Consider the following 13,437-nt stretch of genomic DNA (forward strand, 5'->3'; position numbering starts at 1 on the left):
AATTGATGAGAAAACCTTATAATTAATTGAATTTTAATAATTTACGTCCTCATCAAAATCTCATCATCTCATCAAACTTGTGGTATTCTTCTCATCAAGCTCTCATCAAAAACCAAGGTTTAAAAATTTGATGAGGCTTTTGATGAGATGTAACTAATTGATTTTATTTCCATTATCAATTAATTCATCATTTCATCAAATTTTTGAAGAATAAAATTTCTGTCTACTGTAAAATACCGTCCTGTTTTGTTCTGTTGGAAAAAGCTTAAACCATAATCGAGGTCGTATTTGATGTAGGCTAAAGAATTACTTTGAGGTTCGAGTTTCCAGTTTTCTTTCAAAATTTTCCGGACATCGTTGACTGTCCAATATTGTTTGCTGAACATTTTACCTAGCATATTGAAAATATCTTGTGGAATACAGTTGATAATTTTATCTTCGTTATTTTCGAAAAACTCATATAAAAGTTCGATGATCTTAGATTCTAGTTTATTGTTGTTTTTCCAAACCAATTTCTGAAGGGCTTTTGTTCTGATCTGGGAATCTGTGAACCACATCCTGGTCTCCTTACGACTGTGAAAAGGCCTTTGAATTAGGTAACGGAGGAAATGGGGAATCTCCTTGTTGAGATTGTGTAGAAATTCAGTATTCTCGCTTTTGATTGATTTCACTTTGATAATCCAGAATCGTATCTCATTTTCATCAATCTGGATGAAGTTGTCTTCATTATTGGAACAGAGAATGAATTTTCCAAAAAATTCCACTTCTTCACGATCTTTTCCTTTTGCCTCCTTCTTGTCTTTATCAGTCGTTGAAAGATATTTTAATCGTTCTGTAATTTCCTTTTTGTCAAAGAATACTTCATCAATAGCAACTATAAGCATCGAAGTCCAATCCGAATTAAACTGACTGCTGAAAGAATCACCTTTGATGTAGGTCATATTAAGTCCAAAAATGGATTTCAGCCATTTTATGAAGGTGGATTTTCCGGTAGACCTTTCTTTGCTTACAAGACAGAGAATCGGGAGGATCTGTGTTGGATATTGCAGTAAGATCTTGATATAATCTAATCCTATTTCCAACTGTTCTCCAAAAATATGCTCCATAAATCTAAGTGAAAATGGAATCTTTTCGAGTAGGGTTGTTTGCTCCGGTGTCTCTTTAATCGGCTGGTAAGGAATCTCATTGTAAACATTATAGAATCCTTGGATAATTTGTTGGTATTGCAAATGGGATGGTATACAACAGAAACCGTCATACTTAGGAACTTGTGAGACATATATCTTTCCGTGATCGCTAATAATGGTCTCACGATTCCATCGAGTCAGTATCGAGATTTTATCTCCTGAGATTAATGGTTTCTCAATAGTTTTATAGTAGGTTGTCCCTACTCTTAGATATGGGATTTTTTCGCTCATATTTTAAAGATTTGATTCCGTACAGGAAATACGGAAGGGTGAATTAGAATGCTTGATAAATAAAAGTCTCTATCTATCTTCTATACTTAAGCGACTTGACTTCGTTTAAAGCATCCATAAGATCAAAATGGTTAACTCTGTAGAATCTTCCAATTTGTTCCGCCTTAATGTTACCTTTTAAAATATGTGAGCGTACGGTTTGATAATCGAGTTTTAGAATTTCTGAACACTCTTTGATAGAGTATAATTTCTTTTTCAACTCAATTTCAGGTTCTTTTTTGAGAGAATAGAGTAAGTCTTTCACTTCCCCTAATTCGTCGAGAATGGTTTGGAATGGATTTGTTGTCTGCATAATCTGATATTTATTTGCAGACAAAATTGTATGATTGGAATAACTAATGATGCAATTCTACTCAATTGCGTAAAGTTTAATACTTGATATTAAATAACTTAGATAATTCTTGATAGATAGTTTCCTCAAAATCATTAGGTTTCACAGTTATTGCCCGTGAAAATGTTCCTTTGTCAAAATTGGAATTATATTCGTTTTCCATAGCCTCAATAATAGTGGTATCTTGAAAATCCGGATTAATAATATGATTGTCTTTTAAGAATCGGTGAATTCTGATGAAGGAAGATTTCTGATCTACGATTAGGTTGTGATTTTCATCGACGAATTTTTTGTCTTTTAAAAAAGAGATGAAAATTTTAGAACTATTTTCACCAATCATAATATCTGATAAACGAACCTCTCTATTTGTTTTGCTTTGTAAAGCAAAATATAGAAAAAGTGTGGTTTCGGTGCCACTTAAAAAATTGCCCTGCAACTTCATTAAATTACTTGAACTTATCAGGCTGTTTGATTCTTTTTTATATTGATCTAAACAATATTGAATCTTATCTTCAAAATTATGATTTCGTGATGTATCAATATCTTTGAAATGAAAACTGAAGAAGTTGTCTAGCTTTTCATATCTAATCAAATACTCATTCCGCAATTTTTCATTAAGAACAATTTTAGAGGATTTTTGCTTGGCTTTTTCAATTCTCCGTTGAAACCGCTCCTGAATCTTTTCTCGTTTTATCAAATGATAAATCATCATCGGATAGCCGACAAATTCCTCCCAAAAATTCCAACGTCCGTAAAGTTTTTTATGATCCATTATTATACTAGTCTTTATTTAAAAACCTCATTCATATAGTTAATCTTATCATCTTCGCTTGGTCTGTAGTAGGCATTAAATACTTCTAAGCTGGTATGACCAGTGTAGCTCATAATTACCTTATCTGGAACTCGTTTGTTCTTCATTATCGTGATGAAACTTCTTCTTGCAGTATGTGAAGAAATCCTTGTCCAAAATTCGGCTTTTTGGTCTACTAACTGATCACCATATTTCATAGTTTTCTTTATTTCATCAGTAAATTCCAGCTTTTTAAAAACCTCTTTAATATATTCATTCATCTTTTGATTTGTGATGCTCGGCAAATTATAATCATATTTTTCAAGAATTGCTTTAGATATACTATTTAAAGGGATTGCCAAATTTTTTGATTTGCTTTTTAAATCAATTACTCTAATAAAATTACCTTCAAGATCGCTCTTTGAGATTGTGCTATAATTACCGAACCTCATTCCTGTAGTACAACCAAAAACAAATAGGTCACGAACTTTTTCTAATCTTTTATTTTTAGTTAGATCGTAATTGTAAATTAGTTCAACCTGTTCGTAGTTCAAAGCAATTTCGTCAGTAATAAATTTAGCAGGTTTCTTAAAAGCAATAAAATCATTATTGTAAGTATATTTCTTATTTAAAGCCCAAAGCAAAAAAGTCTTTAAAAGACCAACATTTCTATGCACAGTATTCGCAGAATGCTTCTTTTCTTCAATACAGTATTTAAGAAATTTGTTATATAGCTTATCATCAAATTTTCCGAGAGTAACTTTGGTTTTACTATTCCTCTCAAAATCTTCGAGTAAAGTTTTATTACATTTATAACGTTTTAGAGTCGAATTTGAAATCGAATTTCCCGTATAATCATTTTCCTTCTCATCCAAAAATTCCTGATAAATTCTAAAAAAATCACTTTTTACAGTAATTTTTTTGAACTTTTCATCAAATCGTTGTTTGAGTATATCTACAGTAAGTTCCTCGCTTATATTTTTATAACGATTTACTATCTCAGTAAAAAAACTACTGTACCTGTCTAGTTGCATTTTCAGACTTCTATGAATTTCAGCTCGCTTAGTTCTTCCATTCAAATCGTTAGGTTGTCTATTTTCAAAGTCCCATTCAGAAGGCTTAATTTTTTCGCCAGTAGAATAGATAAAATTCTTATTTTCACTGTTGAAAAAAGTGCGGAAGTAAATGAGAGTTTCCTTAGTTTCACTAGGCTTCTTAAGTTTAAAAGTGTAATTCATTGGGTGCCAGTTTGGGTGCTACTTCTTCTATATTTAGTTATAAAAACTAGTTATATTCATATATACAAATATAGTTAAAATACTGACAAATAGCACACTTACATATTTTAACTTATGATAAAATATATAAGGTTCGAAAACCTCCAACTCCACAAAAATTAAAACGCTACAAAATCATTTGTAGCGATTTTTTATTTCTTAACTTTGAGGAAATTACTAAAAAATGAAAACAAAAATTCTAGTTTTTTTCCTTGTTGTTTTTTCTCAAAGTTTTTTTTCTCAAAAAATTGACCAAAAATATTATCCTAAAGAATATGTAGAAATTACCCATCCTGAATGGAGCAAAAATGCTACGATTTATGAAGTAAACCTTCGTCAATATACTCCAGAAGGAACTTTCAAAGCCTTTGAAAAACATTTGCCTAGACTAAAAAGCATGGGCGTAGATATTATTTGGCTCATGCCGATTCATCCTATTGGTGAAAAAAATAAAAAAGGAGGTTTAGGAAGTTACTATTCTGTAAAAGATTTTCGTGGGGTGAATCCAGAATTTGGAAGCATGCAAGATTTTAAAAATTTGGTCAAAAAAATCCATGAAATGGGAATGTACGTCATCATCGATTGGGTGGGTAATCATTCTGCTTGGGATAATTCTTTGGCAACTACTCATTCAGATTGGTACACTAAAAATAGAGACGGAAATTTCCAGCCAACACCTTGGTATGATTGGGATGATGTAATTGATTTTGATTATGAAAATCCAGAATTTAGACAACACATGACAGAATCTCTTAAATTTTGGGTTAAAGAGGCTAGTATTGATGGTTATAGAGCAGATGTAGCAGGTTTTATTCCTGTAGATTTTTGGGAAAATGCTAGAAAAGAATTAGACCAAATAAAACCTGTTTTCATGTTGGCGGAGTGGGAAAGTAGAGATTTGTACAAAAAATCTTTTGACATGACTTACTCATGGACGCTTTTTGAAAAATTAAAAGATGCCACTACACAAAATAAAGGAATTGGCGGATTGGTAGAATATTTAGCTCACGATGTAGGTTCGGTTCCTAGAAATGCATACAGAATGGTTTTTACAGACAATCATGATATGAATTCTTGGAACGGAACGCCGCAAAGAAATTTCGGGAAGGGATTAGAAACTTCTATCGTTTTTTGTGGTGTGGTAAACGGAATGCCTCTTATGTATAGCGGACAAGAAGCTGGACTTGACAGAAGTTTGAAATTTTTTGACAAAGACCCAATCGAGTGGAAAGACCATCCTCATGCAGCCTTATTTAGCACTTTGTTTCATTTGAAACACAAAAATCAAGCGCTCTGGAACGGAAAATACGGCGGCGAAATGGTAAGAATTACCAATGATAAAATGGACAAAGTAATTTCGTTTCATCGTGAAAAAAATAATGACGCTGTCTTGCCAATTTTTAATTTCTCAAACGAAGAATTAACAGTGACCCTAGATTCTAAATATTTCCAAGGAAATTATACCGAACTTTTTAGTAAAGAAAAAATTCAAGTAAAAGAAAAATACACTGTTTCTTTGAAACCTTGGGACTACAAAGTTTTGGTGAAAGATTAAAAAATGAAAAATTTACAAAATTCAATTTTATTATTATTTATTCCTTTTCTATGTTTTGCTCATGGAGAAGAAGCAATTTATTTTATATTGATAGAATTTATAATAATATTGATAATTTTTGTTGGAATATTGTATTTAAAAATTCATTGGAAAAGAAAATTGTTTCTAACAGCGGTTCTCTTCATCTCATATTTATTTTCCTTCTTTTTGGTAAATGGATTAGCATTTTTTAAAAATGAAATTTTGATTGTTAGCATACAGATGCTTTTCACTATTGCAATGGTTTTGTTTACATATTTCAAATTTTTAAAGAATAAAAAATAATTACTACATTTAAAATCCGATTCATTCAATCGGATTTTTTTAATGTATGCTGAAATCTATTCTCGTTAATTCGCCAGAAACGCAAAAAGAATTTTTAGAATTTCCAGCTCGTTTGTTTAGAAACGAGAAAAATTACATACGTCCTTTAGATAAAGACATTGAAGAGGTTTTTAATCCCAACAAAAATAAATTTTTCAGAAATGGAACGTGCGAAAGATTTCTTTTTAAAAATGCAGAAAATCAAACAGTAGGGAAAGTTGCGGTTTTTATCAATCCAAAATATGAACAAAAGTTAAAAACTGGTGGAATTGGTTTTTTTGATTGTATTGATGACCAAAAAACGGCAAATTTCATCTTTGATTTCTGTAAAAATTGGTTGCAGGAACGCTGAATGGAAGCAATGGACGGCCCGATAAATTTCGGGGAGCGAGATAAATTTTGGGGTTTGCTCATTGAAGGTTTTCATGAACCGTTGTATGGGATGAATTTTCATGCACCGTATTATCAGAAATTGTTTGAAAATTATGGTTTTCAGATTTATTTTAATCAATTGTGTTACGGCAGAAAAGTCTACGATGAGGTTTCACAAGTTTTTATGAATGGACATAGAATGAATGCCAAAAATCCAAATTTGAAAGCCGTTCATTGGAAAAAAAATCAATTGGAAAAATTTGCGCATGATTTTGCAGAAATTTACAACAAAGCGTGGGCAAATCATGGTGAAGGAAAGCAAATAGAAGCTAAAAAAGTGCTGAAAATGTTTCAAACCATGAAACCTATTTTAGACGAAAACATCTCTTGGTTCATTTATGAAAATGATAAACCCATTGCGATGTGGATTAACATTCCAGATTTGAATCAATGGTTTAAATACTTGAATGGGAAATTCGGTTGGTTAGAAAAGTTAAAATTTTTAATGGCTAAATTTTTTATAAAAAATAAGAAAATGGTTGGCTTAGTTTTCGGAATTGTTCCAGAATGGCAGAGGAAAGGTATCGATGGATTTATGATTTGGGAAGGCACAAAACATTTCAGAAAAACCAGAAATTATACCGATTACGAAATGCAATGGATTGGTGATTTTAATCCAAGGATGATAAAAATTGCCGAAAATTTAGAAACGAAAGTCACGAGAAAACTCGCGACTTATCGTTATATTTTTGACCGAAATCTTTCGTTTGAAAGACACAAAATGCTTTAGTGTTTAAACACTTCCGAAGCAATTCTTTTTACCACTTCGCTTTTTCCCATAGAATAATAATGAAGAACAGGAGCGCCGTTTTTCATTAAATCTTTGCTCTGCTGAATGCACCAGTTGATGCCAATTTCTTTTACTTCTTTGTTGTCTTTTGCTTTAGCAATGGCAATCACCAACTCATTAGGCAAATCTACCTTGAAACGATGCGGAATCATACTCAGTTGAGACTTGGTAGTAATTGGTTTTAATCCAGGAATAATAGGAACATTAATACCAGAAGTTTTGCATTTTTCTACAAAATCGTGATATTTTTGATTGTCGAAAAACATTTGCGTCACGATATAATCTGCGCCTGCTTCTACTTTTTTCTTGAGGTGGTAAATGTCCTGTTCCAGACTGGCTGCTTCCATGTGTTTTTCAGGATAACCAGCAACACCAATGTTAAAATCTGTACAAGCAGAATTTTCTAAACTTTCGTCTAGATAAGTTCCGTGATTCATTTTCACGATTTGTTCTACCAAATCTTTGGCAAAAGCATGTCCGTTTTTTTCTGGTTTAAAATAGGTTTCCGTTTTCACCGCATCTCCTCTTAAAGCCACTACATTATGAATTCCCAAGAAATCGATGTCTATCAAGAAATTTTCGGTGTCTTCCTTAGAAAATCCACCGCACAAAATATGCGGAACCGCATCTACACCATATTTATTCTGAATGGCAGCACAAATTCCCACAGTTCCCGGTCTTTTTTTTACTACTCGTTTTTCTAGAAGTCCATCTTCACGTTCTACATATTCATATTCTTCACGATGGTACGTAACATCTATAAATGCAGGATTAAATTCCATCAATGGATTAATCGCATCAAATATTGACTGTATATTTTGACCTTTTAGAGGTGGTAAAATTTCAAAAGAAAAAAGAGTTTTTCCGTTGGCGTTTTGTATGTGTTCTGTAACTTTCATTTGTCATTCCGAGGAACGAAGCAAGCTGTTCCTATTTTTTAAAATATTTTAATTTTTTCTATTTTGGGCGTGTTCCATAAAAATCCAAAACTTAATCCAAGCTATTTTTATGAAACCGCGCTTTCCGTTGCAATCTTTTTTTGCCAAAGCTTTTTAATGATTTCCACTGCAATCGCTCAAACTGAAGTATCAAAATAGTTAATTTGAATGTTTTTTTATCTCATTCATTAAATAATTGATTATGCTTCTGGTAATTTCTTCAAATATGGGTTGAGGATTTTCTGAATATAAAATTTCTTTTGAATAAATTTCATTTGTCATAATACCAAACATAGTTGTTTTATAAAATTTATAAACTTTAAATTCGAGAGTCTTGTTATTAAACTCTAACATAATTTTAAAATTTATAGTGTATTTTCCAATAATGTATTCTTCGAAGAAAAAATCATATATTACTTTAGAATTATTTATTTTCAATAGCTTTTGAAAAGCTATTGAATGAAAATCATTAGTATTAGCAAATCCAATTTTTTTATTATTAAAATTTACATAAAATTTTTGAAAAAGTTGCTCAATCTTATTTAATTTAGGAAATAAATATTCTAAAAATCCCTTTATATAAGTATTGATTAAATAATTTTTATCATATTGAAAATCAATAGCTTTTATATTCTGAACCCGCATTTCTTTAGTAAATAATTCAATCTCTTTATCCAAATCATCAGGTTCGTTAATATTTTCACCCGACAAAGCCTTTTCGTAAATAGAAAAACTATGGGTAATATTTTCTGCAAAGAGTTTTACTAAATCTTCATAAATTCCATTATCTGCAATATTTAAAGCAGCATAATATTGATTTTTATTCTGATTTTTAATCACAATTACAGGATACTGATATTTTAACAAAATGAAATTACTGAGCAATCTTGCTAATCTTCCATTACCATCATCAAAAGGATGAATTGCAGTAAATTTGTGATGGAAAACAGCAGAAAACACAACAGGATGTAAATTTTCCTCTTCTACATTTCTATACCAATCCAATAATTTGGTCATTTCAAAAGGAACTTCTTCAGGATTTGTATAATAGTGAATGTCCCCAGAAACTGTTTTAACATGATTTGGAGATGTTTTGTATTTTCCTATTTTAATTTCTTTCTGAAATTCAATTCCTTCAGGAGAAATTGTTTTGGTAAAGTATGGTTCTACCAATAAGATTTTATGTAAATCAAAGATATCATTTTCGGAAATTGGTCTGTTTTCTTTGATGAGTTGAAGCATAAATTGTATGGCTTCATTATGTCCTTTAATATCCAAATGATCTTTGAAAGGTTTACCTTTTGCAGTGAGTCCAAAATTTAAAAACGCAATAGTCTCTCCATAAGTGAGTTGATTTCCTTCAATTGCATTAGAATTATAATTCCAGTCTAATTTTAATTTTTGGAAAATCTTGTCTTCCATTTCTCTGGAAAATGGACGCTGTTCATCTATCAACCTTTTTTGTTGGTCAATGAATTTTATTTCTTCTAAATTTTCTAAAGACTTCAGATATTCCATCGTTTATTTTTTAACAAAAATACAAACTATTCTGCCAAATTCGGACTCAACCATTTTCTAGCAAACTCCAATTCCACATTTTTTCTTTCGGCGTAATCTTTTAATTGATCTTCCGAAATTTTTCCTACTCCGAAATATTTTGCTTTAGGATTGGCAAAATAATATCCAGAAACAGAGGCTGTAGGGAACATTGCCAAACTTTCTGTCAGTTCCAAACCAATATTTTCTTTCACTTTCAGTAAATCCCAAATCGTAGTTTTTTCCAAATGATCCGGACAAGCAGGATAACCAGGAGCAGGACGAATACCTACATATTTTTCAGAAATTAAATCATCGTTTTCTAGATTTTCATCATTAGAATATCCCCAAAATTCCGTTCTTACTTTTTTGTGTAAATATTCTGCAAAAGCTTCTGCCAATCGGTCTGCCAATGCTTTTACCATAATGGCATTGTAATCATCATGCTCAGCTTCATATTTTTGAGCCAATTCATCGGTTCCAAAACCAGTAGTCACCGCAAAAGCACCGATGTAGTCTTGTTTTCCTGATGTTTTTGGAGCGATAAAATCACTCAAAGCCAAATATTCTTTGCCATCAGATTTTTTATGTTGTTGACGAAGCGTTCTGAAAGTGAATGTTTCCTCGCCATTTTTCAGTTCAATATCGTCTTGCTCATTAGAATTGGCAGGAAAAATTCCGAAAATTGCTTTTGCAGTTAATAATTTTTCCTTCACGATTTTCTTCAACATTTTTTGAGCATCAGCAAAAAGTTCTTTTGCGTGTTCTCCTACAATTTCGTCTTCTAAAATCTGAGGATACTTTCCAAACAAATCCCAACTTCTAAAAAACGGACTCCAGTCAATAAAATCAACCAATTCTTCTAAATCTTGATTTTCAATAATTTGAACACCTAAATTTTTTGGTTTAATGATTTCTTCGTTTTTCCAATCAACTTTAAATTTTTGATTTCTCGCTTCTTCTATCGAAATATATTCTTTATCAACTTGTCTGTTCAAGAATTTCTCGCGAAAATCTGCATAATCTGCTTTAAGTTCAGAAATAAACGCTCCATTTCTATTGCTCAATAATGAACTTACCACGCCAACTGCTCTAGAAGCATCATTCACGTGAACCACCGCATTTTTATATTTTGGATCAATTTTTACCGCAGTGTGCGCTTTAGAAGTTGTTGCGCCACCAATCATCAACGGAAAATCTAAATTTCTGCGTTCTAATTCATTGGCAATGTGCACCATTTCGTCTAAACTTGGCGTAATCAATCCGCTCAAACCAATGACATCTACTTTTTCATCAATGGCAGTTTGAATAATTTTTTCGGCAGGAACCATCACTCCCAAATCTACAATTTCGTAATTATTACAGCCCAAAACTACGCTTACAATATTTTTTCCAATGTCGTGAACATCACCTTTTACCGTTGCCATCAATACTTTGCCATTGGCTTTTTGAGCAGAATCTTTCTCAGCTTCTATAAATGGTTGAAGATAAGCCACCGCTTTTTTCATCACTCTCGCAGATTTTACCACTTGAGGAAGAAACATTTTTCCACTTCCGAATAAATCTCCCACTACAGACATTCCTGTCATTAGATTACCTTCGATAACATCCAAAGGTTTTGCCGAAATTTTTCGGGCTTCTTCTACATCTTCCTCAATAAAACGGTCAATTCCTTTTACCAAAGAATAGGTAATTCTGTCTTGCAAAGGCTGATTTCGCCATGCTAAATTTTCTACAACATCTTTTTTTACGGATTTATGTTTTTCAGAATAATCCAATAATCTTTCGGTAGCATCATCTCTTCTGTCTAGCATTACATCTTCTACCAACTCCAACAAATCTTTAGGAATTTCGTCGTAAATTTCTAACATTGCAGGGTTTACAATTCCCATATTCATTCCCGCTTTGATGGCGTGATATAGAAAAACCGAGTGCATCGCTTCTCTTACCGTATCATTTCCCCTAAACGAAAACGAAACGTTAGAAACACCACCAGAAACCGAAACATAAGGCAAGTTTTCACGAACCCATTTTGTTGCTTCAATGAAATCCAACGCGTTTCTGCGATGTTCTTCCATTCCAGTTGCAACTGGGAAAATATTGAGGTCGAAAATAATATCTTCCGCAGGAAAACGGACTGTGTCCGTCAACAGTTTATAACTTCTTTTACAGATTTCTATTCTGCGTTCGTAATTATCAGCTTGTCCATTTTCATCAAAAGCCATTACAACTACTGCGGCACCATATCTTTTGATGGCTTTGGCTTGACGAATAAATTCTTCTTCACCACCTTTTAAACTGATGGAATTTACTACACATTTCCCTTGAACTACTTGTAAACCAGCTTCTAAAATTTCCCATTTAGAAGAATCTATCATCATTGGAATTCTGGAAATATCAGGTTCTGAGGCGATTAAATTCAAGAATTTAACCATGCAATATTTTCCGTCTAAAAGTCCATCATCAAAACAAATGTCTAAAATCTGTGCGCCACCTTCTACTTGATGACGAGCAATATCTAGAGCTTCAGAAAATTTTTCCTCTTTAATCAATCGGAGAAATTTCTTAGAACCTGCTACATTGGTTCTTTCTCCAATATTGATAAAATTGGATTCTGGAGTTATAATTAAAGGTTCTAGACCCGAAAGTTTTAAATATTTCATATTATAAATGAGATAATTAGTTAATTTGAAAATAAGATAATGCTTGTGAAAAGCATCGCATTAACTCATCATCAAATTATCACATCAACTTTTCTTGGTTGATAATTTTTAACGATTTTTGCGATTGCAGCAATGTGGTCAGGAGTTGTTCCGCAACAACCACCAACGATATTTACCAATCCTTTTTCTGCATATTCTCTGATTTGTTCTGCCATAAATTCTGGAGATTCATCGTATTGACCGAAAGCATTCGGTAAACCAGCATTTGGATAAGCAGAAATGTAAAATTCAGAATTATTAGAAATAGTTTCTAAATAAGGCGTCAATTGTTTCGCACCTAGAGCACAGTTAAATCCTACACTCAATAAATTAAGATGAGAAATAGAAACCAAAAAAGCTTCAGCAGTTTGTCCGCTCAAAGTTCTTCCTGAAGCGTCAGTAATGGTTCCAGAAACCATAATTGGAATCTGAATTTTTCTTTCTTCTTGAATTTGATCTATGGCAAAAAGTGCAGCTTTCGCATTTAAAGTATCAAAAATGGTTTCTACCAAAAGAATATCAGAACCGCCATCTAAAAGTGCTTCTGCTTGTTGTTTGTAAGCAATTCTTAACTCGTCAAAAGTAATGGCTCTGTAACCAGGGTCATTTACATCCGGAGAAAGAGATGCAGTTTTATTAGTAGGGCCAATAGAACCTGCTACAAATCTTGGTTTTTCTGGAGTTAAAGCCGTGAATTCATCACAAACTTTTCTGGCAATTTTTGCGGATTCATAATTCAGTTCATACACCAAATCTTCCATGTGGTAATCTGCCATTGCAATGGTAGTCGCAGAAAAAGTATTGGTTTCGATGATGTCTGCACCCGCTTCTAAATATTTTCTGTGTACCGCTTCAATAGCATGAGGCTGAGTAAGAGAAAGTAAATCATTATTTCCCTTCAATGGAGATTCCCAGTTTTTAAATCTCTCGCCACGATAATCTTCTTCCGTAAACTGATATCGCTGAAGCATAGTTCCCATAGCTCCGTCTAGAACAAGGATTCTTTGCTGTAAATTTTGATAAAGTATGTCGCTATTTTGCATTTCAATGTGATTAAAAAATGAAATGCTATAAGAAAAGTTGAGGGAATCAACTGTTTTTATGTGTTATCTATCCCAAAAATGAGTAGAATGTAGCACCTTTTCTCGTTTTAGAAACGCGAGAGGTTGCCAAGGTTTCACAGAGTCTAATCTCTCCACCTTTCTTGATAACATTTCGATTATATGAAAGAACAAATCTTTTGCA

At 32.4% G+C, this 13,437-nt stretch carries 12 protein-coding genes and 1 riboswitch; of the genes, 4 read left to right on the top strand and 8 right to left on the bottom strand.

Annotated elements, in window-relative coordinates:
* Positions 1–179: 179 nt before the first annotated feature.
* The 4 genes from KKQ76_RS12495 to KKQ76_RS12510 all read right to left on the bottom strand — a co-directional run bounded on the left by KKQ76_RS12495 (position 180) and on the right by KKQ76_RS12510 (position 3,837).
* Positions 180–1,418, bottom strand: coding sequence for a primase-helicase family protein (locus KKQ76_RS12495; protein WP_213197403.1), 1,239 nt, complete (start codon positions 1,416–1,418; stop codon positions 180–182).
* A gap of 73 nt (positions 1,419–1,491) precedes the next feature.
* Positions 1,492–1,770 (bottom strand): helix-turn-helix domain-containing protein, encoded by a 279-nt coding sequence (locus KKQ76_RS12500; RefSeq protein WP_002976362.1) that lies wholly within the window; start codon positions 1,768–1,770, stop codon positions 1,492–1,494.
* Positions 1,771–1,846: 76 nt separating this feature from the next.
* On the bottom strand, positions 1,847–2,581 hold the full coding sequence (locus KKQ76_RS12505; RefSeq protein WP_213197404.1) for a hypothetical protein: 735 nt from the start codon (positions 2,579–2,581) through the stop codon (positions 1,847–1,849).
* Positions 2,582–2,595: 14 nt separating this feature from the next.
* Positions 2,596–3,837, bottom strand: a complete 1,242-nt coding sequence (locus KKQ76_RS12510) for a tyrosine-type recombinase/integrase (protein WP_213197405.1) — start codon at positions 3,835–3,837, stop codon at positions 2,596–2,598.
* Between the two features lie 223 nt (positions 3,838–4,060).
* Here KKQ76_RS12510 and KKQ76_RS12515 point away from each other — a divergent pair, with 223 nt between their 5' ends.
* From KKQ76_RS12515 to KKQ76_RS12525, 4 genes are read left to right on the top strand one after another with little or no spacing between them, the layout of a single operon-like run.
* On the top strand, positions 4,061–5,431 hold the full coding sequence (locus KKQ76_RS12515; protein WP_213197406.1) for an alpha-amylase family glycosyl hydrolase: 1,371 nt from the start codon (positions 4,061–4,063) through the stop codon (positions 5,429–5,431).
* Positions 5,432–5,434: 3 nt separating this feature from the next.
* Complete coding sequence (locus KKQ76_RS12520; protein ID WP_213197407.1) at positions 5,435–5,755, top strand: hypothetical protein; 321 nt, start codon at positions 5,435–5,437, stop codon at positions 5,753–5,755.
* A gap of 46 nt (positions 5,756–5,801) precedes the next feature.
* Entirely contained in the window at positions 5,802–6,146 is a 345-nt protein-coding gene (locus tag KKQ76_RS12770; protein WP_246501405.1) for a hypothetical protein, read from the top strand.
* Positions 6,147–6,956 (top strand): hypothetical protein, encoded by an 810-nt coding sequence (locus KKQ76_RS12525; protein WP_246501406.1) that lies wholly within the window; start codon positions 6,147–6,149, stop codon positions 6,954–6,956.
* On the opposite strand, the gene metF is transcribed toward KKQ76_RS12525, so the two are convergent.
* The 4 genes from metF to KKQ76_RS12545 form a co-directional block, all read right to left on the bottom strand.
* Positions 6,953–7,915 carry a methylenetetrahydrofolate reductase [NAD(P)H] gene (metF, locus tag KKQ76_RS12530; RefSeq protein ID WP_213197408.1) on the bottom strand — a complete coding sequence of 321 codons (963 nt, stop codon included), beginning with the start codon at positions 7,913–7,915 and terminating at the stop codon, positions 6,953–6,955. The two genes, KKQ76_RS12525 and metF, sit on opposite strands and share 4 nt — an antisense overlap.
* A 198-nt stretch (positions 7,916–8,113) precedes the next feature.
* A complete protein-coding gene (locus tag KKQ76_RS12535; protein ID WP_213197409.1) occupies positions 8,114–9,472 on the bottom strand; it encodes a Fic family protein in 1,359 nt (452 codons plus the stop codon).
* A 26-nt stretch (positions 9,473–9,498) separates the two neighbouring features.
* Complete coding sequence (gene metH / locus KKQ76_RS12540) at positions 9,499–12,153, bottom strand: methionine synthase (RefSeq protein ID WP_213197410.1); 2,655 nt, start codon at positions 12,151–12,153, stop codon at positions 9,499–9,501.
* Positions 12,154–12,224: 71 nt separating this feature from the next.
* Positions 12,225–13,235, bottom strand: coding sequence for a homocysteine S-methyltransferase family protein (locus KKQ76_RS12545; protein ID WP_213197411.1), 1,011 nt, complete (start codon positions 13,233–13,235; stop codon positions 12,225–12,227).
* A gap of 60 nt (positions 13,236–13,295) precedes the next feature.
* A riboswitch (SAM riboswitch) is annotated at positions 13,296–13,406 on the bottom strand.
* Positions 13,407–13,437: the final 31 nt, after the last annotated feature.

The sequence above is a fragment of the Cloacibacterium caeni genome (assembly GCF_907163105.1).
GTDB classification, from domain to species: domain Bacteria; phylum Bacteroidota; class Bacteroidia; order Flavobacteriales; family Weeksellaceae; genus Cloacibacterium; species Cloacibacterium caeni_A.

Excerpts from the sequence above, each read along its gene's own strand:
- KKQ76_RS12495 (WP_213197403.1), bottom strand. The coding sequence starts at position 1,418 with ATGAGCGAAAAAATCCCATATCTAAGAGTAGGGACAACCTACTATAAA.
- KKQ76_RS12500 (WP_002976362.1), bottom strand. The coding sequence starts at position 1,770 with ATGCAGACAACAAATCCATTCCAAACCATTCTCGACGAATTAGGGGAA.
- KKQ76_RS12505 (WP_213197404.1), bottom strand. The coding sequence starts at position 2,581 with ATGGATCATAAAAAACTTTACGGACGTTGGAATTTTTGGGAGGAATTT.
- KKQ76_RS12510 (WP_213197405.1), bottom strand. The coding sequence starts at position 3,837 with ATGAATTACACTTTTAAACTTAAGAAGCCTAGTGAAACTAAGGAAACT.
- KKQ76_RS12515 (WP_213197406.1), top strand. The coding sequence starts at position 4,061 with ATGAAAACAAAAATTCTAGTTTTTTTCCTTGTTGTTTTTTCTCAAAGT.
- KKQ76_RS12520 (WP_213197407.1), top strand. The coding sequence starts at position 5,435 with ATGAAAAATTTACAAAATTCAATTTTATTATTATTTATTCCTTTTCTA.
- KKQ76_RS12770 (WP_246501405.1), top strand. The coding sequence starts at position 5,802 with ATGCTGAAATCTATTCTCGTTAATTCGCCAGAAACGCAAAAAGAATTT.
- KKQ76_RS12525 (WP_246501406.1), top strand. The coding sequence starts at position 6,147 with ATGGAAGCAATGGACGGCCCGATAAATTTCGGGGAGCGAGATAAATTT.
- metF (WP_213197408.1), bottom strand. The coding sequence starts at position 7,915 with ATGAAAGTTACAGAACACATACAAAACGCCAACGGAAAAACTCTTTTT.
- KKQ76_RS12535 (WP_213197409.1), bottom strand. The coding sequence starts at position 9,472 with ATGGAATATCTGAAGTCTTTAGAAAATTTAGAAGAAATAAAATTCATT.
- metH (WP_213197410.1), bottom strand. The coding sequence starts at position 12,153 with ATGAAATATTTAAAACTTTCGGGTCTAGAACCTTTAATTATAACTCCA.
- KKQ76_RS12545 (WP_213197411.1), bottom strand. The coding sequence starts at position 13,235 with ATGCAAAATAGCGACATACTTTATCAAAATTTACAGCAAAGAATCCTT.